The organism is Sodalis praecaptivus (assembly GCF_000517425.1).
In the GTDB taxonomy this organism is placed as follows: Bacteria; Pseudomonadota; Gammaproteobacteria; order Enterobacterales; family Enterobacteriaceae; genus Sodalis_A; species Sodalis_A praecaptivus.
The window spans coordinates 2,446,072-2,469,209 of record NZ_CP006569.1; the positions used below are offsets into that span (position 1 = coordinate 2,446,072).

Consider the following 23,138-nt stretch of genomic DNA (forward strand, 5'->3'; position numbering starts at 1 on the left):
TGTCAGGGCCATGCGTACCCGCATGGCCCGCTATCAGACCCGATGTTAGCGGCTGACTGGCTGTTGCCTGGTGGTCGCTTTTTTGACGAGTGATGTTATGAAGAGAGTCGAGTACGATACCGAGGGCGTTTTATTCAACATTCAACGCTATTCCCTACACGACGGCCCCGGCATCCGCACAATACCGTTTTTAAAAGGCTGCCCACTGTCTTGCAAGTGGTGTAGCAATCCGGAATCACAACGCCCGCAGCCTGAGCTCATTTATAAAAAAAGCGATTGTATCCGCTGCGGAAAATGCGTTGATGCCTGTAAGCAAAAGGCACTGTCTCCCGACAACCCTTTTTTTGTGGATCGTGAGCGCTGCATCCAGTGCGGTGACTGCACGCGCGTTTGCCCGACCCAGGCGCTGGAGATGAAGGGTAAACGGATGACGGTGAGTGAGGTGATACGAGAATTACAAAAAGAGGAAAATCTGTTTCGGCGCTCTGGCGGCGGCGTTACGCTATCGGGCGGGGAACCGCTTGCACAACCCGAATTCGCGCGTGAATTATTAAAAGCGTGCAAAGAAAAAGGGTGGCATACCGCCATAGAGACCACCGGCTTTACGACGAAAGAGGTCATTGACGATGTTTTCCCCTGGATTGACCTGGCATTAACCGATATTAAAGCCATTAATCCTACGGTGCATGAAGAGAACACGGGGGTAAATAACAGCAAAATTCTGGAGAACCTGATCCGAATTTCCTTTATCACGAAAGTCATTGTCCGCATTCCGGTTATTCCCGGCGTCAACGACCACCCGGATGAAATCCGTAGTATTGCCGAGTTCGCCCGATTGATGTCCGGCGTCGATACGATCCACCTGTTGCCTTACCACACCTTCGGGGAAAACAAATATAACCTGCTCGGTAGAATTTACCCGATGCGTGACGCTAAATCGCAGCCCGAAGACAACATGGAAAGTCTGAAAAGCGTTGTCGAATCAATGGGATTTCATTGCCATATTGGCGGTTAATCAGCAATAGAAATCATGTAGCGATTTTTCACGTCCTTTGCACTTTACCCCGTTAAGCGATAAAACCCGCGCTTAATACAGGAAACCATTATGAGTAAATCTTACGAATCGACAACCGGACTTTGCCTAGCAGAATTTATGGGTACCGGCTTATTTATTTTTTTCGGCACCAGCGTTCTGAGTGCGGCAAAAGTGGCGGGGGCCAGCTTTGGTCTTTGGGAAATTTGCGTGGTCTGGGGGCTCGGCATTGCGTTTGCGGTCTACCTGACGGCAGGACTCTCCGGCGCTCATCTTAATCCCGCGGTGACGATATCCTTGTGGATGTTTGCCCGTTTTGACCGCCGAAAAGTGGTACCCTACATTGCGGCGCAAATGGCCGGCGCGTTTTGCGGCGCGGCATTGACCTATCTGATTTACCACAATATGTTTGCCGAGTACGAGCATGCGCATCAGATGATACGAGGCAGCCAGGATAGCCTGTATCTGGCCAGTATATTTTCAACCTATCCGGCCGCCTCCATCAGCCTATGGCTGGCGGGATTAGTGGAAATCATCATCAGCTCAATTTTGCTAGGACTTATCATGGCGCTAACCGATGATGGTAACGGCGTTCCTAAAGGACCGCTTGCGCCCCTTCTGATCGGAATGCTGGTGGCCGTTATCGGCGCAGCAACGGCGCCTTTGACCGGTTTTGCCATGAACCCGGCACGCGACTTTGGCCCCAAATTCTTCGCCTTCCTTAATGGCTGGGGCTCGGTTGCGATGACGGGTGGCAGAGATATTCCCTACTTCCTGATACCGCTGATTGCGCCTGTTATCGGCGGAACCCTGGGGGCCGCGATTTATCGTTATGGTATCGGGCGTCATTTACCCGCAGCAAAAACAGAAAACGGGGTAAACCAAACCACCGCCTGACAGACATCACCTTGACGCACGCCGTCGTACTGACCGATACGCCGGCGTTTTGGTGTCTCTCCCCTTCCCCCTGATAGGCCGTCATCCCCCCTAACCTGCGCACGACGTGCACAAAAAAGCCACCCTCAGGTGGCTTTATTCAACATCGTCATTCTACCGTCGAGCGCCCTTGATTTTTGCCCGTTGCGCCTTTTTATCGTCCTGCGCGAATGTTTCTGTCCCCTTTTCCAGGCAGTGTTCAGCGTCGTCTTGGCATTGAGCGGGCACCCTTTCCGCCGGCGAAGACGCAGGAGCAGACGCATCCATTTTCACCTCTTCTCTCTGTGCCAGGCAATCTGACAGACTCGCGACAGGCTCAAGGTTGATAACCGCGATCCTTTCCTCATTGTGTGCCTCAGCCGCTGGTTTGTCGTGCGTAATGGGTGCCGCAGGATTGGCCCCCCCGGTTTCCCCGGAGGCAATCAGCGCGTCAATACCGGTCGCGGTACGCGCTATCACCTTCCAGGCGTAAACTTGCCCTATTCGGTTTGCGGCGGCAACGCCCGCGGCAACCGCCGCGTTCATCGCGCCAACGTCGCCGGTGAATTTCACCGTCACCAGACCACCGCCTTTCGTCAGCTCGTATCCGACCAGGTCGACATTCGCCGATTTCATTGCGGCATCGGCGGCTTCAACCGCCACCGTTAAGCCGACGGTTTCAATTAAGCCTAAGCTCTGCCCGGACATCACTTTCTCCTGTTATTTTGTCGCTAATGAGGTATAGGTGAGCGCACACGTCAGACCCACCGCATCATCACGAAGCAGCGCCGCCTTATCCGTGGACTCCCATGGAAAGATTTCACGACCAAAGTGGCCATAGCACGCCGTCTGGCGGTAGCGAGGTGCCAGCAAATCGAGCTTATGAATAATGCCGTAGACGCTCAGGTCAAAATGGTGTTCAACGAGGCGGGCCAGAGTGTCAGATGAAAGCCGCGAAGTGCCAAAGGTGTTAACTCGCACAGAAACCGGCCGGGATAAGCCTATGGCCCAGGCCAGTTGAATTTCACAGCGTTTTGCCAGACCGGCTGCAACGATATTTTTTGCCACATAGCGCGCAGCATAGGCGGCAGAACGATCGACCTTGGAAGGGTCCTTGCCTGAAAACGCGCCACCGCCGTGACAGGCTGCGCCGCCGTAGGTGTCGACGATGATTTTACGCCCTGTTAAACCGCAATCCGCAGCCGGTCCTCCGCTGACGAACGGGCCGGCGGGATTAATCAATAACCGTGTTTCTGGCGTCAACCACGCTGAGGGAATGACGGGCTTAACGATCTCTTCAATGATTGCGTCACGCAGAGAGGCGAGCGGAACATCAGCACGATGCTGTGTTGACACGACGATGGCGGCGGCATGGTGTATTTGCCCATCGCAATAGCGTAACGTGACCTGACTTTTGGCATCCGGCAATAAGCCCTCAAGCCGACACGTCTTACGCAGTAGCGCCTGTCGCTCCATCAATCTGTGTGCATACAGTAGAGCAGCGGGCATCAGTTGCGGTGTTTCATCGCATGCATAACCGAAGGTGATCCCCTGGTCACCCGCACCGAGAGAGGTCGGATCGCTGGCGCGGATACCCGTGGCGATATCCTCCGATTGCCGACCCAGCAGGCTCATAACCGCGCAAGTCGCGCCGTCAAACCCAATCTCTGAGTCATCGTAACCAATGGCTTTCACCGTACTGCGCACAATTTGTTCGACATCGATGTTTACAGCGGAGGATATTTCACCTGCCAGGATCACTGCGCCGGTTTTCACCAGGCATTCGCATGCCACTTTAACCCAGGGATCCCGTAACAGGTATGCATCAAGAATGGCGTCAGAGATCTGGTCCGCTATCTTATCCGGATGCCCTTCAGCAACCGATTCAGAGGTAAAAAGATATTCGTCCACGACGGCGCCACGTTCAAAGGAGAGAGGTCAATTTTAACGGTCACCGGTTTCCAGGGACGTAAACTATGTTGCGGGGATAGCGGACTTTTTTGCGCTCACGCTTACGGCAAGCGCAAAAAAACCCGGGGACATCAGCACGCCTCTGGCGAGACAAGGCGACGGTAATCTGATGGGGCAATGCTGGTCTCTTTTTTGAAGATGCGGCAGAAATAATTCGCATCCTGCCAAGAAAGTTCAAGCGCGATCGTGTTGACCTTTAAGTCACTAAATTGCAGAAGCGATTTTGCCATGCTGATTTTACGGCGGGTAATGTAACTTGAAAAACCCGTGCCCAAGGTCTTTTTAAACGCTCGGCTCAAATAGCAAGGACTGACAAAGGCTTTAGAGGCAATGTCATCCAAAGTAAAATTTTTGAAGATATTTTTCTCAATATGAAATAGAGCCCGGCTAACAAAATCCATATTACCATTGACATTTTTGAACACGTGCTCAAAAATATCATCACTAAGGCTTAATAAACTGGTCATTACGCGCCAATAATTGCTTGGGGGTAATCCCTGCTGTTGAATATTTATAATAATTGCGGCGACTTTATTTCGGCAGGAGACATATTTTTCCCCAAGCCCTGCAAGATATTGCTGTAGTAATTCAAGGACATCAGTCACCGTTGTCGATCGATCGCTGTTAAACGTCTGACCGGTGCATGCCGCATCAAGGATGCTGAATAAAAACCTATGCCAGCCAGGATAATCACAGCGGCTTATCAAATCGCTTATTTTTTGTCGCAACTCCCGGGTGACCGCGGCCCCTTCTTCATCAACGAACAACGTTTTACGAATAGTCTCACTCAAGGTACTGGGCTTTACAGGTTTTAAAAGATAGTCGTCAACTTTTAGACTGAGCATATGGCGGACGATTTCAAAGTCATCATTTGCCGTCGTCACGATGACTTTGGTCTCCGTATTTTTCTGCTTAAGATATTCAATAACCTGATGACCATTTGGCAGCGGGATATTAATATCAACGAACATCATGTCAATTTGACTTAGCTGATCAATCAACTGAATAGCCTTCCTGCCGGTGGGCGCCTCATGAATGACGGAATTTTCAACACAACGTGAGATGATGCGTTTTAGCGATTCAGACTCGATATACTCATCTTCAACAATGACAATATTATACATACACACGCTCCAGACTCAGGCAGGCACCAAAGGGAACCTTAACGTAATTGTAGTACCGAGCATTGGCTTATGGGGACTGGAGATTTGCAAGCTATAGCTTTCTCCAAATAACAATTGCAGGCGATTATTGATGTTATTAATACCTATTCCCCCTTTTTGTCGGTTCAGGTTTCCTGAAAGGATATAGGCAATATCTTCTGGCGAGATCCCATCCCCATTATCTGTGATTTCAACGATCACATCCTTGCGGTCGTCACTCGCACGCAGAATAATATGGCTTTTGGTTTCTCGTGGCTCAACGACATAATTGAAAAAATTCTCTACCAGGGGCTGAAGAATCAAAAATGGACACACAACATTTTTATATTCTCTCGGAATATCGCAAGCATAATCAAAGCGGTCATTCATTCTGACCTTCTGAATTGCCATGTAGCAATTTACATAATTCATTTCCTGGCCAAGCGTAATCAATCCATTATTATTCTTGCGTAAAAGGTAGCGCATCATATCTGAAAAATCGTGCACCATCGTTTCCGTGCGGCTGGCATCCTCAAGAAATGCAAGACGACCAATAGTATTCAGCACATTGAATAAAAAATGCGGATTTATCTGGTAAGAAAGCGCTTTAAATTCCGCTTCGTGCAACGAGCGTTCAATTTCAACACGCTTACGTAATTCACTGGTCAATTCCTGCTCTTTATGGCGTAACTCACGTTGAATGTTATTAGCATGTGCTTGTTCTACCAGATACGAGGCCACATGAAGGAGCGTATAGGCTGTGGATTCAAAACGTTCATATGGCATGCGCTGCGTAGTGTGATGCAAATTCACCAGCCAGGGGTTTTCTTGCCAAAGGAGATTATTATCAACAATATAAGGAATTCTTTTTTCTTTATCTTCTTCCACTTTCACCTGGCCGGAAATGAAGGCGCCAAGATAATGATTGTTAATCATTATGGGTACGGCAAATTCTACAAAGCCGCAGTAACAGCGATAAACTACCGGCTCCCCGGCACGCATTGCCGCTTCGCCGCCCGCGCTGTCGCTGTCGTAGCAATGCCGGGCCAGCGTCTCATTCATTCTGGAACGTGCACAAAAATCCGAAAAACCGCTCGGGCGAGTGACAGGAACCCCTTCCTGATCCACCACCACAAGAGCAATCATCATTGATTTACTGAAGTTGTCCTGGAGTGTTTGCAAACGATCGACATCAAGAAATTCGTGCAATTTATATTTTTTTTGCATGCCATCCACGGAATCAATTTTAATACAACGAAACTATAGCGCATCCCACGATTAAAAATAATGAAACGGCTCACAAACAAAAAATTAAATGTGTTATTTATGTTAAAATGACGTGCTTTATGTTTTTATTTGGTTACCACATTCAGTTTTTTTGTTTAACTTAAAAAAAAGAAAGCCAATATCTGATTTATTAAAAAAAAGACGACGAAATGTTCTTATTTGTGTCTACTCTTTTCAATTGTTGAATTTAAAAACTATTTTTACCGTCTTCATCAGACTGACGATAAATGCAGGCACTACCACTATCATAATTAGAAAACGCTATTTATAAGTTATGAACAACCATCATTAGATTCTGGAGACGGCTTGAGCCGTGAACTCAACAACACAAGACAGCGGCTCGGTAACCTGACAAAGTCGACAGGGCCGCGACCGCAGCTCTGTACCAAACGCTGATATCATAAACCTCTCGGTCTCAGAGCCTGTTCATAAAATTGTGTCATCGCCGGTTTTTGATATGTTTACCGCAACACCCTGAATAGGTGAATTTAGGGACGAGAAACAATTACAGGCTCTTGCCACCGAACTGGCGGAAAAACTCAAAACCCCTGATCACTTGAGTCAGCTTTCCCGCTTTTTGCAAAAGCTGACGGTCGAGACGGCACCCCATGCTGAGCTGCCCCCCCCTTTGGGCCACGAGAAGCAGCAGCCCAAATCCGGCTGCAACACCCATAACGGCTACTCCGCCAAGACGGTAGCTAGCGAAGAAGGCCCTGGATATCCGCACGCCCGTGACCGGGAAAAGCGCAGCTGGGCAGGTGGCTGGCGGGAATGAAGGCGCAACGTTCTGGCTGGGCGTGTGGGCGTGCTGACGGAGATGAACAACCGGGGCTTGCTCGATATCTTCGTCGCCGGTGTTGACGGCTTGAAAGACTTCCCCGACGCCATCAACGCCGTTTATCCACAGTTTCGCCTCCAGTAGTGCATTGTTCATATGGCGCGCAACAGCCTGAACTACGTGTCATGGCGCGATTACAAGGCCGTCACTGGCGGGCTGAAAGCAGTCTATCAAGCCCCGACAGAAGAAGCTGCTCTGACCGCCCTGGATGCGGTCGCCGACAAACGGGGATAAGCGCTACCCGCACATCAGCCGGAGCTGGCGGGCGAATTGGGCTAACCTGTCAACGCGGTTCGGGTATCCGTCTGATATCCGCAAGGCCCTTTTTACCACCCACGCTATTGAGTCGTTAAATAGCGTTATCCGGCATGCGTTCAAATAACCGGCTTAGGCTGTCTCGCCCCCCGGGTCAGCGAACATCCGCAGCCCGATGACTATCACAAAATCCACGCCAACGCGTGGATTTTACTCTTATTGATGCCCCGTCGATGGCGACCGTCGGATTCACGCCGACATGCGGTGTGGAATGACGGGTGCAGGATGATCGCTATCGGTAATTACCAAATAGCCCTACGCGCGTCCATCATAGCTAAAAATGCATGCCCCCTACTCTGCCGGCGTGGGAAAATGATAATCCCAATATGTCATGGCCAAGCTCGCGGCGGGAACCCTGTCTCGGCATACTCTTTCTTGTCAAATAATCCTGTCAACATCTTATTCAGATTAATTTATCCTTCAATTGTAGTTTAATTATCGCTGCATTGCGCAAGCGCTATTCGACACTCGCCATTACCACTTGGTGTTTTTAATGCCGAAATAGTCCTTTGATATCAACAATAGTAGGCGATGCGATAAATAAGAGAGTGCAAATAGGAAAGATTTTCATCTTGTCAGGCTTGCAATATGATGACGACAATTGTATATCTTATGAGAAAGACGTCAGCGTAAAAATTTTAACAGACATAATGCTTAGTAAACCCTATTATTATCAATAATCACGCCAACCCTAATGCCGGCATACTCGTCATTTTATCTTAAGCGATAACGGGATTAACCGGAAATCTTGCAAGTCTGGTAACTTGTCGCCGTGCTTAAAATAACCGTGATGGATTAAATCGTAATGCATGATCGACATCTAACGCTACTCGGTGTAGTGATAAGCATTAACATGAAATGTTTAGAAGGAGATACGTTTGTTAGCTCATAATGCATCCACATCTCGCGCCATTTTTATGACTAACCGTCATACGGAAACTAATATACTCGAGCATTGGAAAAAGTGGCGGGACAAAAAAAACTACGGTGAAGGAGAAAACAAAGACCTTGCCTTTAAGCTAATGACCGATTGTTTTTTCAGGCAAACGGAGAAGTTAAAACTAAGCAATCTAGGCCTCAAAACGCTGCCTGAATCTTTACCACCCGCTATAAAGGAACTGGATATTCAAGGTAATAAACTCACTCAATTACCTGACAATCTTCCCTTAAACCTGGAAAAATTAAATGTTAGCGGTAACCAACTGGTTGCATTGCAAAAGAATTTACCTGAAAGTATTACGTGCTTAATTTTAGCCAATAATGCATTCGAGGAAATACCCTGTCATCTACCCTCCAAACTCATAAATCTTGATTTGTCATCCAATAACATCACCGCGATACATCATCAGCTACCCACCGAAATGACGTGTTTGAACTGCGCAAATAATAAAATAACCTCCGTGCAAAACTTACCTGCTCATCTAGAATTACTTTTTCTCATGCATAATGAATTGGCTAGCTTTGAAGCAACGATTCCTGTAAGCATAAAAACAATCAATATACAACATAATAGATTGCGTACTCTTCCCTGTGAATTTCTCTCGATAAAAAGTGATGATGCCGCAATTTTTCTCGAAGGGAATCCGTTATCGACTGAAACGTTAGAGACGCTTGTTGAGTTGGAAACCAACCCCAATGGCGCAGCACCGCAATTTTATTTCAGCAACGGGGGTGAGAGGGAGAGTTGGTGATAGTTACAATCTGTAAGTGAAAGAGGAGAAACCGTTAATCTAATCGAAATAGTTGTGATATCTGATGAATTGTGCTCATGCAATTCTTTCTATTAATGACATGAGGTGATCTATGCCATTGACATCAATACCACGACACAATAAGGTGGTGGAGTTATTTAATCATAAACTTGAAACGCGTCTGAGCGCAAAAGAGTGTATTAACTCGCTGAAAACCCTATCACCCTCCCCCCCATTTTCCAGAGGGTGGCATAACGATAAAATAAGCAGTTTGAACAATCTCCAGAACGTGAGTTTTGCGAAAGATAATCTAAAAGATCATTTCTACCTTAATCTATTTTTGCGTGCACTTCTTCTATCTTCACTGGTAGGCGTTAGAGAAATCAGTGCGCTAGAAAACAAAAATACAGCGTTACGCCATGCATTACCTGGCACTGGCGCTTTAGGTCATGGCAATAGAATAATTCACGTTGCAGGCAATAATAACCTAACGATGGAGCCAATTAGAAATAAAAGGGGCAATCAGTGCGGTGAAATCGAGAGAGAGAAAATCAAAAGACAAAAAAAGGTGGCGAGAAAGCATGCGCGGGAAAACGCCAGAAACATCAGAAGAAACGCGAGAAAAGAAGTTAGAGAAACTATCAGGACGCATGAAAACATGGCGAGCAGTAATACTAACCTTTTAGAAGGTTTATCTCCCGTAGTCAATACAGGCCTCGGCGCGGGTAAAGGTGCTATCGCTGGCGGGGCAGCAGGCGCTGGAGCGATAGTAGGAGGTATAGGGGGTGCAATAACGGGAGGTTTACTGTCGCAAAATGGCAATTCCAATAGCGAGAAACAAAAACTCGAAGGAAATCATCCGCATGATAAAGATGAAGCGTCATTGGGCGATGATAATAAACAAAGCGTGCGCAAAACCCAAGATATCAATGACAATATACTCATTGGTCATCCGCTACAGAATGGCCAATTGATGGACGTCAACCAACCGGGTAATGAAAATATTCCTGCCATTCCCGTTGATGTTAGCCACATACCGATGCTAGCGCGTTTCATGCCACCGCTGAAATATTTTGATTTTCTCTATAATGGAAACAAAATCGATGCTATCGGCGATATAGAGGATGCAATAAGGCTTTTCTACCAGACAGAGCATTTTCATATGCACTCTTTTTACGATAAGATCGATACGATACCGGAAGAATACGAATTTTTACGTGAGATTGCGCCGCAACTAAAAATTCACGTTGAGGCCGCTAAGAACTATGTCAGATCGGCATTACATCGATTCAAGCAGGCTATAGAGGTTTACGAAGACGTTAACGATAGATCAAAGATCATACTGGTACATAAGACGCGTAATGGTTATATAGTGGATTATTTTAGTAGAATATTAAATACTCAGGATACTTCTATCATCAATCAAGCGTTGGAGCGATTTTATAATGCGCTGATCACTATGAGAAATTTTTTCAATAATAAAATGGGAAAATTCATTTTCGCCAGCGCTAAACGGAATGATGTTCGCAATCCTGTCCATAACGAAAATGGGCCAATGGGCTTCGTCATGTCCAACGACCAAGAACAGCGCGTTATTATCATGGCGGATCAATTTTCCCCTCAGTATCTTAAAACCACCAAACCACAAATCACCGCATTGCATGAAACATCTCATCATGCTGTAGCCACCCGAGATTTTGTTCTTTCTCCGACGACCACGGTAGCGGGTGATGCGCTAGATTTTGTCGAGGCTATGCAGGAAGCGCTTTTTGATGAAATTCAGGTTCAAGGCGAGAAAACCACAATCAATTTTGATCTCTTCTTTATGCAGGCCTATGGTAATGTCATTGGTGATATTCCCGTCACCGCACCGCAAATAAAAGAAATGGCCAAAAGAGATCCCATACTTAGAGCAAATATTATGATGGACAATGCTGATTTTTTAGCCAGAATGATATTCGACATTGGTCAAGGCATTGCCTATGATTCTGGCGTCTCCTTAAGAACAAAAAGAAACGCTCAATCAGATAGAGAGATTCAAAAAATGATGTTGAGCAAAACGGTATTCTTTTTATGTAACAGAATCAATGCCGATTATCGGCGCTCATTGCCCTAGTTAGCCAAATGTCGTTTGCTCGTTTTATTGGCACAATCAAGAGCTTAGATAATCGAGTCTCCCACGATGACGCTACGCAGCCGATACGCCAAACACCGAACTTCGCGTGTGACCCTCTGTGCATGGGGTTGGGTAGCATTATGAATTATTCTTCTGCAAATTGTCATTGCCCAGACCACCGATAAACGGCAGCCGTAAACGTAGCGGCGTGAAATCCAGACCAAGATTGAGCCCCAGTACATTGAGCTCGAATCCCTCCTCTGCACCAAGCGTCACACCTGCGAGACCCAGCAGCGAAATCTGTATTCCGCGCCCCGATGGCGGCAAGCCAACGGGATTGAGCAACGAACGAAAATCTTTGCCTACCGCGTTGGCGGGCATATCCAGTTTTAGCGCGGGCACTTGGCGCCCGATATGCGCGATAAACGTGTTGCTATTCGGGCCCGGCCAAGCGTGATAGGTATCAGGCCAGGGATATGTGGCGATAGCCGCTTCAATTTGCGGGATCATCGCTTCGGCCTCTGGACCACGGTGATCCACCAGCAGGCGGGGTTTCGCACCGAACCAGTAACCATCTGGCAAGTTGCGATTACGCCGCACTTTTTTACCTTCCCCCCAGCTAATCACTTCATAGCGATGATATTCCGTTTCACCGGCGCGTTTAAAAATGATCCACGGATGTACGGCCACCACCCCTTTCCAGCCCCAGGTGGGAGCGGCATAGACCTGCACCACTGCCAATCGGGCATTTTGTCTGGCATCAGGGGCTATTCCGGCGGTATCTCGCCGGGCTGACCACCAGCCGTTCTGTGTCGGCGCGTCACGCTGGTGCATCGCCTGTGCGAGACTGGCCGCAAGTGAGAGCAAGATGAGACTGAGAAAACATAAACAAACATATTTCATCGTTATCATGGCGGTCTGCAACAGGAAGTGAAAATCTAGAGTTACCAGATTACTGTAATTCTACATTATCGTGCCAGAAGTTATCCACCACCCGCTGCCAAGACATTTGGCCTGTGCCCATCAGCGCCTGGCGGTGTCAATATTGTGCCAACCTTTGTCATCCCTATTGCTGTCAGCAGCAGGCGACAGATTTCGTTTCTCGATGCGGATGCTGAGTATAGCCAGCGCACTATCAAAGCCGGGTCAAATAAGAATGCTGGCTCGGGACTTCACTAAACTGACATTGGCTAGTCAATTGTCAGATGATGATGATTATCGATTAAGGAGAGAGTTTAGCGGCACGACCGCGGCAGGTTATCCGTTGAGACGCAAATAGGGATATATCGCTGCCGACTCATACCCTGAAGATGGTGTGGAAGTAGGAGACGAAGCGCCGGATGTCGACTGATCGGCGCCACCGATTGTGTGGGAGCATAACCTGTTCTCCACGATGATTCCTTGGGTCAGGGGCCAATGCCGCCAAATATAAAAACCGGCCTAAGTTAAGGCCGGGACTCTTTAAGAGTGTCACTAGGCATGCGGGTTCGCCGCCCCTATGACACACATATTATACAGAATTTGATCGCCAACATCTGGCTGATTCCACACAGAACATTGTTCCTCACAATCATGGGTTGAAACCGCATGCGTTCCCATACAGGCATACGACGCGAAGCTGATTACCGACGATAACGCTAAGATGCAAAAAAGTAACTTTCTTTTCATTCTATAATCTCCTTAACGGGGTGATTTCCCATTACCACTATCGACAGTTATCATCGTCGTCTTATTATGAATTGTATCAAAATCCTAACGCACTATAATGACAAATAAATTAGTAGGCTAATGTTTATATAAAATAGCATAAATTACATAGCGTTAGCATAGCAAATGGATATCTCTATGTATCATTAACATTATCACTACTAAACCTTACTCGGAAACTATTATCGCCTCTGACGCTCCCATTGCAGTTTAATGGAATCCATGAAGAGAGGTCTATTTACCTTGTAAATTCATGATAACATCATTGCGTTTTCTACCATATAACTTTCCAATTTCGGTAAATTACGTCTCGTTCGTTTAAAGCGCGATATAAATAGCTTTCCAGGCATGGCGATGTCAGTGTCGCCGTGGTTTACTTTGCCAGGCATGGCGATGTGATAGCGACAGACTGCGTCGGCTATCCCGATATGCTATGTCAGTCTAGGCGTTTCTACCAAAGATAGGCGGGCGTTGCTTTGGCGGTTTATTACCGCTAGCTACGGGGTTTTCCCGTGAGCTACCTTTGGTTACGAATGGACTCACCCAAGCGCGTGTCCACTGTTGCTGCCCATAATTGCCTTGGCTTATCGTCACGCTCAAGGGGAATGAAATCCACGCTCGCGCGTGGATTTTTGCTATGACGCCCGCCAACGCGGGCTTAATCGGCCTAAAGCGGGATTAATCGGCCTGTAAACGCTGCAGCGGCCCGACAATCACCAAATAAGACGCTGCCCCAATTAATCCCATGGCGCCGACATAAATAATGGCAAAGTCGAATTTACCGGTCGACGCCAATATCCAGCCAATGCACAGCGGGGTGACGATACTGGCGATGTTGCCAAAAAAATTAAACAGCCCGCCGGCAATCCCCAAAACCTGTTTCGGAGAGGTATCGCTGAGGATACACCAGCCGAGATTGCCAAAGCCTTTGGCAAAAAAAGCGATGCTCATCACAATGACCACCAGCGTATCGGATTGCACCACGTTGGCCAGCATGATGACGCTTGAAAGCACCATACCGGCCATGATCGGGAGCTTGCGCGCCAAGGTCAGGCTGTAGCCTCTGCGCAGCAGAGCATCAGAGAATAATCCGCCCAAAATGCCGCCAATAAACCCCGCCAGGGCGGGAATGGCCGCCACCAGACCGACTTTCAGGATGGTCATACCGCGCGCTTGATAAAGATAAGTAGGAAACCATGTCAAAAAAAACCAGGTGATAGAGGTAAGACAAAATTGACCGATATACACCCCGATCATCATCCTATGGGTCAGCAACGCCTTGATTTGCGGCCATTGTTGACGAAGGGGCTTGGTTGCCGGGGTCAAATCAGGAATGCCACCGCCAAGGGCGATATAGTCTATTTCGGCCTTATTGACATGGCGATGATTAAGCGGGTCGCGCACGTACCACAACCATGCCAGACCCAGCACAACGCCGCAGACGCCAATGTAATAAAAAATATGGTGCCAGCTCCAGGTCTGGACGATATAGGTCATTATCGGCGTAAATAAAGCGAGGGAAACATATTGCGCCGTGGAATAAACCGAGGTGACGAAAGCCCGCTCCCGATTAGGAAACCACTGCACCGACAAGCGGCTGTTGGCGGGGAACGCCGGCGCTTCGATGCCCCCCATTAGAAACCGCAGCAGCAGCAAGACCACCAGCGGCGCGGAGAACAGCGTAATCCCCCCCTGCAACATCGTGACCAACGACCATAACACCAGTGATAGTCCGTAAACCAGACGAGCCCCCGCCTTATCGAGGATCCATCCTCCCGGGATCTGCATTAAGACATAGGCCCAGCCAAAGGCCGAGAACGCCCAACCCATCTGGTTGGCGTCAAAGCCCAACTCCTTGCTCATGAACGGCGCCGCCACCGACAGCGTGGCGCGATCGACATAATTAAACACCGTGGCGAAAAAGATAAAACATAAAATGATATAACGTATACGTGTAGGACGCTCGGCTTGCTGGACAGCGAGTTTATTATTCATGCTGCTTATCCTTTGACGTGCTTGACGCTCAAGTAGAGAGGTAGTGTTGTTATAAGTAGAGCTAACGTTGCACTCATTGGCCCCTGGCGCAGCGCGACGGGGCGCGGGGACCGAACATCACGCAGGCTGCGAAATGACCTTGCGCGCCACGGTCCAACGTTTGATGCGCTCATGCAGACTGAGGCCCAGCCCCGGGCGATCCGGTACCCACATCTTGCCGTCGCGCAGGGTCAGGCGCTCATTAAACACCGGCTCGAGCCATTCAAAATGCTCCACCCAGGTTTCGTGGGGATAGGCCGCCGCCAAGTGCAGATGAATTTCCATGACAAAGTGGGGCGCCATCATGAGCCCGCGGCTTTCCGCCAGGGCGGCCACTTTTAAGAAAGGGGTGATACCGCCAATACGCGGCGCGTCATGCATCACCAGATCGATGGCGCCGCGCTCGATATAACGCTCGACTTCACCCGCGCTGGTCAGCATTTCGCCGGTGCCGATGGGCGTGGTCAACGCTTGGGCCAGCGCGGCATGGCCTTCAATGTCATAGGCATCCAGCGGCTCTTCAATCCACCGGAGGTTAAATGACTCCAGCGCGGCCCCCATGCGCAGTGCGGTGGTGCGATCCCATTGCTGGTTGACATCGACCATGAGCGGCACCCCATCGCCTAAACGCGCGCGGATCGCCGCCACCCGCTGTAAATCGGTCGCGCGATCGGGATGGCCCACCTTTATTTTGATCCCGCCGATACCGCGGGCGAGGGCCTGGGCGGCGGAGTCCGCTATTTGATCCACCGAAGCCTGTAGATAACCGCCGGAGGTGTTGTAACAGGGTACGCCATCGCGATAGGCGCCCAACAGTTTCGCCAGCGGCAGACCCGCGCGGCGGGCTTTTAAATCCCACAGAGCGGTATCGATAGCGGCAATGGCCTGGGTGGAGACGCCGCTGCGCCCCACCGAGGCGGACGCCCAGACCAGCTTGCTCCAGAGACGGGCGATATCGTTGGGATCCTCACCGATCAATAACGGCGCCACTTCCTGCGCCAGCGCCATTTGCGCCGGGCCGCCGACGCGCAGCGTGTAGGTAAAACCGAGGCCGTATGCGCCCTGCTCCGTATCGATTTCCGCGATTAATAACGCTACGGCCGTCAGCGCTTTTTGTCTGCCTGTCAGCACTTTCGCGTCGCTCACCGCGACGGTCAGCGGCACGTCAATACTGGTGAGCGTCACCTGGCGGATACGATCTAAAAACGCATTCGGTTGATTTGTGGGCATGATCATAAATTCCTGACTGATTGAAAAATAGGCTGGACTATCTTGCTGACAGCTAGGAATACTGTCTATTACAAACAGTGAATGTATTGTTGCGGGAAAAGTATCAATGCTCGAATTGGGTCAATTAAATTGCTTTGTGGTCGTGGCAGAAGAGCTGAGCTTCCGGCGTGCCGCCGTTCGGTTACATATGACCCAGCCGCCTCTCAGCCGCCAGATTCAGCTGCTCGAACATCAAATGGGCGTGAAGTTATTCACGCGCTCTACGCGGTCCGTGACGCTGACCGCGGCGGGCAGAGCCTTTTTGGCGCAAGCGCGACAATTGCTCGATCTGGCGCAGCACGCGACCAGTAATGCGCGCCGAATCGCGGCGGGGGAACTCGGCCATCTGACCTTTAGTTTCGTCTCTTGCGCGATTTATCACTATTTGCCTACGCTGATTCATCAGATGCAGCAGGTCTATCCAGAAGTGGCGCTCCACCTCACCGAGATGCCGTCGCGGGTGCAGTTCAACGCCCTGCGCCTGCGCCAGGTGGACTTGGGGGTGGTGCGTGAAGCGCCGTTGCCGGCGGGTATTCACGGCCGGGCGCTGCTCAAAGAGCCCTTCGTCCTGGCGATCCCGGCGCATCATCCACTGGCCCATCAGACTACCGTGACGCTGTCGTGCCTGCACAAACAGCCGTTCATTAACTATGCCGCCAGCGGATGGCGACCTTTCCATGATTTGATCACCCTGACCCTTAGCCGCCACGGCATTGAGCCGCGCTATGTCCACTCAATCGGCTCGACCGTCGCCATTCTCTCGCTGGTCAATGGCGGGCTGGGGCTGGCGCTCGTCCCGGCGCGCAGCGCGGACATCCGCTTCGATAAGGTGGTTTTTCGGACGTTGCCGGAGTTGGACGATGTCACTAGCGAATTACTGCTGGTCTGGCATCAGGAGAATGACAACCCCGTCTTGCCACCGTTGCTGGATGCGCTCTATCGCGGCATGCAGGACGTGATGCAGGCCCCTCCGGCCGGCATAGTGGCGTAGCGCCGACGTGCCGCTTAGTGCTGTAAAATACCCGCGGCCGTGAAGCCGCCGTCCACATTGAGAATATGGCCATGAATATAGCTGGCCTCATCAGAGGCTAGAAACAGCGCCGCCTGTGCTATCTCGTCGGCGGCCGCGTAACGCGGCAAGGGGAGCGCCGCAAGCCACGCCGCGCGCACCCGCGGCGGATGGGCGCGTCTGACCAAGGGCGTTTCCACCGGCCCCGGAGCGATGGCATTGACGCGTACCCCTCTCCCCGCCAACTCGACCGCCATCACCATGGTCAACGATGCCACCCCGGCCTTTAGCGCACCATAGGCCGCCCTGCCCGCGTTTCCTCGTCCCCCCGAGACCGAGCCGATATTGATAATAACGTCAGGGCGCCCCTGCGCAAGCAACGCGCGGGCCACGCATTGCGCTAAAATAAACGTCCCGCGCAAATTGATCGCATACATCGCGTCGAGCAGGTTAACGTCGGTATCGACAAACGCGCAGGTGGCCGCGATCCCCGCGCTATTGATCAGAATGTCGACGGGCTGTTGCGCCAGCAGTGCCTCTACTCTGGCTCGCAGCGCGTCACCCTGCGCGACATCCGCGCAGATCCCCTCTGCATGGGGCAGTTGCCGCAGCGTCGCCTCTAGCGCGGCGCCGTCGTTATCGAGGATGATTACGCGGGCCCCGCGCCGGCTGAACGCGGTGGCGATAGCCAGACCGATACCGCTGGCGCCGCCGCTGACCAGTACGGTTTTATGCTTGAATCCCATTGTTTTCCCCTAATGCTGGCGCAGGCCGGTGCCCAGCGTTTCTCGGTAGGCCAGTGACGCCGCCAGGCTGGCCAGCGCCGCCGCCGTGACAAACCATGCGGGGGACTGGAGATCGCCGGTACGACTCACCAGCCAGGTGGCGATAAACGGCGCGGTACCGCCCAGCAACGTCACCGGAATATTCAGACTCACCGACAGGCAGGTGTAGCGCAAACGGGTAGGCATAATTTCCGCCATGGCGCACAGGGCGGTGGCCGAATGAGGCGCAAACGCCAGGCTCATCAGGCAGAGTCCCAACACCGTTTGCGTAAAGTCTTGCGGATTGAACAGATGAAACGCCGGATAGGTCACCAGCGCTATCGCCAGTGTACTTATCACCATTAGCGGACGGCGCCCGACCTTGTCGCTCAGCCAGGCGAAGAACGGCAGCAGGCAGCAGTAAAATATCAGGCTGTACAAATTGGCGCGCTGTGCGTCCGCCAGCGAGAAACCGCGCACCACGGAGAGGTAGGTCGGCGAATAAATATAGTAAATATAGATACAGGCGGAAGGCGCGGCAATCAGCCCCATGCCGATGACCACCGCGCGCCACTCCTGGCGTAATCCCGCCAACAGCGGGGCTTTGACGACCTCCGCCGTTTTTTTCACGTTGGCGAAATGCGGCGTTTCTTCCAATTTCAGCCGCAGATAAAGACCGACAAAACCCAGCGGCAGACCGGCCAGAAACGGCAACCGCCAGCCCCACGCGTGCAGCGCGTCCGGCGACAATAGCGCGGTCAGCAGCGAGGCGACGCCGCCGCCGACCAGCAACGCCAAACCAATGGTAAACGTCTGCCAGCCGGTATAGAGCCCGCGTCGATTGGCCGGCGCGTACTCCGAGATAAATGAGGTCGCGCCGCCGTATTCGCCGCCGACGGAAATCCCCTGCACCAGGCGCGCTAACGTCAAAATGATGGGCGCCGCCATGCCGATAGTGTCATAGGTCGGCATGAGCCCGATAAGCGTGGTGGAAGCGGCAATCAGCATAATCGCCATCGCCAGCGGGGTTTTACGCCCGTAGCGATCGCCTAAATGGCCGAAAATGATACCGCCAAGAGGACGCGACGCATAGCTGATGGCGAACACCGCGAACGTCAATAATAGACTGGCAGCCTGACTTTCGGCCGGGAAAAACAGCCGGGCAATGACCGAGGCAAAATACCCGTAAATCACAAAGTCAAAATATTCGATGAAATTACCGATGCAGGCCGCGACAAGCGCCCGTTTATGTTGCGCAGTAACCCGCGACGCCGGCTGCGCCGTCATGACTTTCGTGTTCATGGTGTTTCCTCTGCGTTGTAGGGGACTCAGGCCACGGTGCTACCCGCATCCGTCACCAGCGCGGCGCCGTTGATATGGCGGGCATCGCTTGATAGTAAAAAGGCCACGGTGTGGGCCACGTCTTCAGGCTTACCGTAAGGCGCAGTCACCGCGCGGCTGATTTCCCCTTGCGGCGATCGTGCGGCCGCCAGGCGGTTGATGTCCTCGATCATGGCGGTCTGCGTCGGCCCCGGCAGGACGGCGTTGACCCGTACGGCGCTGCCGAGACACTCCAGGGCGCTGCTGCGCACCAGGCCCAACACCGCATGTTTGCTCGCCACGTAGGCGGACATATTGGCCCGGCCGCGAATAGCCGAGGTAGACGCGATGGCAACAAAACTGCCGCCGGTCCGTCTTAGCAGCGGCAGCGCATATTTAAGGCACAAGAAGGTGCCTACCGTGTTTATCTCCAGCACCTGGCGAAAGATCGCGGCGGGATAATCGGCGATAGGCTCTACCACGCCGGCAATCCCGGCATTGCTGACAAATCCCTGACAGCCGCCGAATTCCACGTCCGCGACGGCCACCAGGCCCGCCACGTCCTGTTCTCGGCGCAGATCGCCCTGCACGCACCGCACCTCGGCACCCAGCGACGCGCACTGCTCTTGACACTCCACCAGCGCCTGGCGGCTGTTGTCGGCCAACACCAACCGCCATCCCTGACGCGCCAGCCGGCTGGCGATGGCGCCACCAATGCCGCCGCCGGCGCCGGTGATAATGGCTACGGATGAAGTCACGTGGCTACCCTCCTTAGGGGTGAAGACGCGTCAGCAAACGCCGGTCTTCCACGGCAAAACCGCCGCCGTAGACCTCCGACGTCATGAAGTGGGCGCCGAGCACCTCCGGCGCCAGCGCCGCGATGGGGTCGAATTCGCTGGCGTGCAGCGTCCAGTCGATACGGCCGGGCAGCGGCGCGGTATAACGCAGCGGCGTTCGGCGGTAAACCACATCGGCATAGGCGGTCGCCGGTTTTTCCGGATGGGGCAGACGGCGTACGTGGATCTCCCCGCCCGGCTGCGTTTGCTCATCGGTGAGCGGTATCCGCGGCGCCGACGCATCCGGGGTAAAGTGGAAATCCACCAGCGGCACGCCGCGCCGCCGCACCCAGCCGCGGATCTGGCCGTCGTCCGTTTCCTCAAAGGCATAATGGGTATCCTTTTTGGTATAGCCGAACAGCTCGCGGCCGGCGCAGATGCCCATGGGATCGCTGCAGTACATGAAGATATGCGTTTGGGTAAACAGCGATTGGTAGCGCACCGCGACGGTGACCATCAGATCAAACATTTCGCCGCTGTGCAGCGCCAGGGTATGGCCCGGCGATAGCATAAAGCGAAACGCCACCCGGTCGTTGACCCGCTCGAAGGGGGTATCCTTCAGCAACGCATCGATTTTGCCGGCGTCCACGCGGGTTACTACCTCCAGCGTGCGCAGCGGGCATTCCCACTCGACGGGATACGCCGGCGCATAGGGCGGATTAACGCCGCTGTCGGGATGCATTTTATAATCACCAAACATATCTTTCACTCCTTTAGCCATTGTAGGGTCACCGATGAGGCGCTTCAGCGATAGGCTGAAGCGCAGGGGGTTGAAAGCGCCGGGCCGCGGCGTGGCCCGCGGTGAGGGGCCAGGGATAATCGACGATATGCTGGGGACTCAGAGCGTCGATGCGGGTCACGCCGCACAGCGCCATGGTCGATTCCATCTCTTTTCGTAACAGGTCCAGACATAAGGTCACGCCCGCTTCGCCCAGGGCGCCCAGGCCGTAAAGGAAAGCGCGGCCAATCATTACGCTGTCCGCGCCCATCGCCAGCGCGCGCACGATGTCCTGCCCGCTGCGAATACCGCTGTCCATGATAATTTCACCGGCACCGCCGACGCTTTCGGTAATCGCCGGCAATACGCTGATGGTGGACGGCGCGCCATCCAGCTGGCGACCGCCGTGATTGGATACCACGATGGCGTCCGCGCCGGCGGCAAACGCCTGGCCGGCGTCCGCGCTGTCCATGATCCCTTTGATTACCAATTTGCCGCGCCAACGTTGTTTTACCCAGGCGATATCCTCCCAGCAGAAACTGCGGTCGAACTGACGGCTCACCCACTCCGCGAAACCCAGGGTGTCGGTGACGCCGTTGGCGTGGCCGACAATATTGCCGAAGGTGCGGCGCGGCGTTTGCAACATCCCCAGGCACCAACGCGGATGCATCAGCATCGACATCATCCCGCGCAGCGTCAGCGCCGGGGGCACCGATAGCCCGTTGCGGATATCTTTATGACGCTGCCCCTGAATCGGGAGATCGAGCGTCAGGACCAGGGCGGAGCAGCCCGCGGCGTCGGCGCGGGCGATCAAATCGGCGATGAAGCCCCGATCTTTCATCATGTATAATTGAAACCAAAACGGCTTGGCGCACTCGGCCGCCACCGCTTCGATACTGCTGATACTGACGGTGGAAAGCGTATAGGGTACGCCCGCCGCCGCCGCGGCCCGGGCGGCCAACAGCTCGCCGTCGGGATAGACCATGCCGGTAAGCCCGGTGGGCGCCAAAATCAGCGGCAGCGACACCGGTTGTCCCAGAATGGTGGTGCGGGTGGTGATATGTTCTACGTTGCAGCCCACGCGCTGGCGAAAGTGCAACCGCGCGAGATCCTCGCTGTTTTCGCGGTAGGTGGCCTGCGTCCACGAGCCGCTGTCAACATAGTCATAAAACAACCTCGGCACGCGTCGGCGCGCCAAACGCTGCAGGTCGTCGAGGCAGGTGATGGTCTGCCTCATACGCTTGTCCCGGTGGGGGGAGCGGCCACGGTAACGTTACATTGCTCGCCCAGACCGTCGATACCGAGGCGCAGCGTCTGACCCGGCCTGAGATAAACCGGCGGCGTAAACCCCATTCCCACCCCCGCCGGCGTGCCGGTGGCGATGATATCGCCCGGCTGTAAACTCATGAATTGACTGATATAGGCCACCAGTTGCGCCACGCCGAAAATCATTTCTCCGGTGTTGCTTTCCTGGCGCCGCACGCCATCCACCTCGAGCCACAGCGCCAGATTTTGCGCATCGATGATGTCATCACGCGTGACCAGATACGGCCCTAGCGGTGCGAAAGTATCGGCACATTTCCCCTTGTCCCACTGCCCGCCGCGCTCGATTTGCCAGGCGCGCTCCGAAATGTCGTTAAGCACGCAATAGCCGGCGACATAATCAAGCGCCTGCGCCTGGGTGAGATAGCGTGCATGCCGCCCGATAACCACGCCCAGTTCCACCTCCCAATCTACTTTGCTGGCGCCGGGCGGGATTTCTATCGGATCTTGAGGGCCGGTGATGGCGCTGGTGACTTTCAAAAATAAGATCGGCTCTTGCGGCAGCGCCATACCGGCCTCATGGGCATGATCGCGATAGTTCAACCCGACGCAGACAATTTTGCCAGGTCGCGCTACGCACGGACCCAGCCGCGTGCCCGGGCTGACCTGCGGTAAACCGGACCACGACAACGACCGCAGGCGCTGCAAGCTGTCGTCGGACAACCCCTGCCCGTGCCAGTCGTCAACGATGCCGCTCACATCGCGGATCTGCTGCTCTTCATCCAATACGCCCGGTTTCTCATGGCCTGGCTCTCCCCAGCGCACTAGCTTCATGGTACCTTTCCCCTTAATAAAACGTACTTTGCATTCAATGTACATTTAGTAAATGGAAGTTTGACCAAGCTGTCAA

Annotated in this window: 17 protein-coding genes and 2 pseudogenes; 6 read left to right on the forward strand and 13 right to left on the reverse strand. The window is 52.7% G+C overall.

Features of this window, described 5'->3' with window-relative positions:
- Positions 1 to 97: 97 nt before the first annotated feature.
- Positions 98 to 1,015, forward strand: a complete 918-nt coding sequence (locus SANT_RS10825; protein ID WP_025422310.1) for a glycyl-radical enzyme activating protein — start codon at positions 98 to 100, stop codon at positions 1,013 to 1,015.
- 90 nt (positions 1,016 to 1,105) lie between these two features.
- Positions 1,106 to 1,930 carry an MIP/aquaporin family protein gene (locus tag SANT_RS10830; RefSeq protein ID WP_025422311.1) on the forward strand — a complete coding sequence of 275 codons (825 nt, stop codon included), beginning with the start codon at positions 1,106 to 1,108 and terminating at the stop codon, positions 1,928 to 1,930.
- A 450-nt stretch (positions 1,931 to 2,380) separates the two neighbouring features.
- On the opposite strand, the pseudogene SANT_RS24880 reads toward SANT_RS10830, so the two are convergent.
- The 4 genes and pseudogenes from SANT_RS24880 to SANT_RS10850 all read right to left on the reverse strand — a co-directional run.
- A pseudogene (locus SANT_RS24880) lies at positions 2,381 to 2,656 on the reverse strand (BMC domain-containing protein); the annotation flags it as partial.
- 12 nt (positions 2,657 to 2,668) lie between these two features.
- Positions 2,669 to 3,859, reverse strand: coding sequence for a methionine adenosyltransferase (gene metK, locus SANT_RS10840; RefSeq protein ID WP_025422313.1), 1,191 nt, complete (start codon positions 3,857 to 3,859; stop codon positions 2,669 to 2,671).
- A 131-nt stretch (positions 3,860 to 3,990) separates the two neighbouring features.
- Positions 3,991 to 5,043 carry a response regulator transcription factor gene (locus tag SANT_RS10845; RefSeq protein ID WP_025422314.1) on the reverse strand — a complete coding sequence of 351 codons (1,053 nt, stop codon included), beginning with the start codon at positions 5,041 to 5,043 and terminating at the stop codon, positions 3,991 to 3,993.
- 15 nt (positions 5,044 to 5,058) lie between these two features.
- A complete protein-coding gene (locus SANT_RS10850; RefSeq protein WP_025422315.1) occupies positions 5,059 to 6,288 on the reverse strand; it encodes a PocR ligand-binding domain-containing protein in 1,230 nt (409 codons plus the stop codon).
- Positions 6,289 to 6,826: 538 nt separating this feature from the next.
- On the opposite strand from SANT_RS10850, the pseudogene SANT_RS24705 reads away from it, so the two are divergent.
- From SANT_RS24705 to SANT_RS10865, 3 genes and pseudogenes are all read left to right on the forward strand, one after another.
- Positions 6,827 to 7,565 (forward strand): annotated as a pseudogene (locus SANT_RS24705) (transposase); the annotation flags it as partial.
- Positions 7,566 to 8,379: 814 nt separating this feature from the next.
- Positions 8,380 to 9,192: a hypothetical protein gene (locus SANT_RS10860; RefSeq protein ID WP_025422317.1), complete on the forward strand. Its 813-nt coding sequence runs from the start codon at positions 8,380 to 8,382 to the stop codon at positions 9,190 to 9,192.
- A 112-nt stretch (positions 9,193 to 9,304) separates the two neighbouring features.
- The gene (locus tag SANT_RS10865) at positions 9,305 to 11,308 is read left to right on the forward strand and encodes a hypothetical protein (RefSeq protein WP_148296275.1); all 2,004 of its coding nucleotides are present in this window, start codon (positions 9,305 to 9,307) and stop codon (positions 11,306 to 11,308) included.
- A gap of 138 nt (positions 11,309 to 11,446) precedes the next feature.
- Here the strand turns inward: SANT_RS10865 and SANT_RS10870 are convergent, their stop codons facing one another.
- The 3 genes from SANT_RS10870 to SANT_RS10880 all read right to left on the reverse strand — a co-directional run bounded on the left by SANT_RS10870 (position 11,447) and on the right by SANT_RS10880 (position 16,279).
- Positions 11,447 to 12,220, reverse strand: a complete 774-nt coding sequence (locus SANT_RS10870; RefSeq protein WP_025422319.1) for a DUF3750 domain-containing protein — start codon at positions 12,218 to 12,220, stop codon at positions 11,447 to 11,449.
- A gap of 1,473 nt (positions 12,221 to 13,693) precedes the next feature.
- Positions 13,694 to 15,010, reverse strand: coding sequence for an MFS transporter (locus SANT_RS10875; RefSeq protein ID WP_025422320.1), 1,317 nt, complete (start codon positions 15,008 to 15,010; stop codon positions 13,694 to 13,696).
- A 117-nt stretch (positions 15,011 to 15,127) separates the two neighbouring features.
- Positions 15,128 to 16,279 (reverse strand): L-talarate/galactarate dehydratase, encoded by a 1,152-nt coding sequence (locus tag SANT_RS10880; protein ID WP_038669580.1) that lies wholly within the window; start codon positions 16,277 to 16,279, stop codon positions 15,128 to 15,130.
- Between the two features lie 106 nt (positions 16,280 to 16,385).
- Between SANT_RS10880 and SANT_RS10885 the strand changes: the two genes are divergently transcribed.
- Positions 16,386 to 17,309: a LysR substrate-binding domain-containing protein gene (locus tag SANT_RS10885; RefSeq protein ID WP_025422322.1), complete on the forward strand. Its 924-nt coding sequence runs from the start codon at positions 16,386 to 16,388 to the stop codon at positions 17,307 to 17,309.
- Positions 17,310 to 17,323: 14 nt separating this feature from the next.
- Here the strand turns inward: SANT_RS10885 and SANT_RS10890 are convergent, their stop codons facing one another.
- The 6 genes from SANT_RS10890 to SANT_RS10915 are packed head-to-tail and all read right to left on the reverse strand — an operon-like array spanning position 17,324 to position 23,053.
- A complete protein-coding gene (locus tag SANT_RS10890; protein ID WP_025422323.1) occupies positions 17,324 to 18,073 on the reverse strand; it encodes an SDR family NAD(P)-dependent oxidoreductase in 750 nt (249 codons plus the stop codon).
- A gap of 9 nt (positions 18,074 to 18,082) precedes the next feature.
- A complete protein-coding gene (locus tag SANT_RS10895; RefSeq protein WP_025422324.1) occupies positions 18,083 to 19,393 on the reverse strand; it encodes an MFS transporter in 1,311 nt (436 codons plus the stop codon).
- A 26-nt stretch (positions 19,394 to 19,419) separates the two neighbouring features.
- Positions 19,420 to 20,169 carry an SDR family NAD(P)-dependent oxidoreductase gene (locus tag SANT_RS10900; RefSeq protein WP_025422325.1) on the reverse strand — a complete coding sequence of 250 codons (750 nt, stop codon included), beginning with the start codon at positions 20,167 to 20,169 and terminating at the stop codon, positions 19,420 to 19,422.
- A gap of 13 nt (positions 20,170 to 20,182) precedes the next feature.
- A complete protein-coding gene (locus SANT_RS10905; protein WP_025422326.1) occupies positions 20,183 to 20,947 on the reverse strand; it encodes an acetoacetate decarboxylase family protein in 765 nt (254 codons plus the stop codon).
- A gap of 28 nt (positions 20,948 to 20,975) precedes the next feature.
- Entirely contained in the window at positions 20,976 to 22,202 is a 1,227-nt protein-coding gene (locus SANT_RS10910) for an alpha-hydroxy acid oxidase (protein ID WP_025422327.1), read from the reverse strand.
- Positions 22,199 to 23,053 carry a fumarylacetoacetate hydrolase family protein gene (locus tag SANT_RS10915; RefSeq protein ID WP_420480358.1) on the reverse strand — a complete coding sequence of 285 codons (855 nt, stop codon included), beginning with the start codon at positions 23,051 to 23,053 and terminating at the stop codon, positions 22,199 to 22,201. The genes SANT_RS10910 and SANT_RS10915 overlap by 4 nt, the downstream gene beginning before the upstream one ends.
- Between the last annotated feature and the right edge of the window lie 85 nt (positions 23,054 to 23,138).

Bases quoted from the DNA above. Each gene is read 5' to 3' on its own strand.
- SANT_RS10880 (WP_038669580.1), bottom strand. From the start codon at position 16,279: ATGCCCACAAATCAACCGAATGCGTTTTTAGATCGTATCCGCCAGGTG.
- SANT_RS10845 (WP_025422314.1), bottom strand. From the start codon at position 5,043: ATGTATAATATTGTCATTGTTGAAGATGAGTATATCGAGTCTGAATCG.
- SANT_RS10875 (WP_025422320.1), bottom strand. From the start codon at position 15,010: ATGAATAATAAACTCGCTGTCCAGCAAGCCGAGCGTCCTACACGTATA.
- SANT_RS10905 (WP_025422326.1), bottom strand. From the start codon at position 20,947: ATGTTTGGTGATTATAAAATGCATCCCGACAGCGGCGTTAATCCGCCC.
- SANT_RS10890 (WP_025422323.1), bottom strand. From the start codon at position 18,073: ATGGGATTCAAGCATAAAACCGTACTGGTCAGCGGCGGCGCCAGCGGT.
- SANT_RS10865 (WP_148296275.1), top strand. From the start codon at position 9,305: ATGCCATTGACATCAATACCACGACACAATAAGGTGGTGGAGTTATTT.
- SANT_RS10825 (WP_025422310.1), top strand. From the start codon at position 98: ATGAAGAGAGTCGAGTACGATACCGAGGGCGTTTTATTCAACATTCAA.
- SANT_RS10870 (WP_025422319.1), bottom strand. From the start codon at position 12,220: ATGATAACGATGAAATATGTTTGTTTATGTTTTCTCAGTCTCATCTTG.
- SANT_RS10910 (WP_025422327.1), bottom strand. From the start codon at position 22,202: ATGAGGCAGACCATCACCTGCCTCGACGACCTGCAGCGTTTGGCGCGC.
- SANT_RS10850 (WP_025422315.1), bottom strand. From the start codon at position 6,288: ATGCAAAAAAAATATAAATTGCACGAATTTCTTGATGTCGATCGTTTG.
- SANT_RS10885 (WP_025422322.1), top strand. From the start codon at position 16,386: ATGCTCGAATTGGGTCAATTAAATTGCTTTGTGGTCGTGGCAGAAGAG.
- SANT_RS10830 (WP_025422311.1), top strand. From the start codon at position 1,106: ATGAGTAAATCTTACGAATCGACAACCGGACTTTGCCTAGCAGAATTT.
- SANT_RS10895 (WP_025422324.1), bottom strand. From the start codon at position 19,393: ATGAACACGAAAGTCATGACGGCGCAGCCGGCGTCGCGGGTTACTGCG.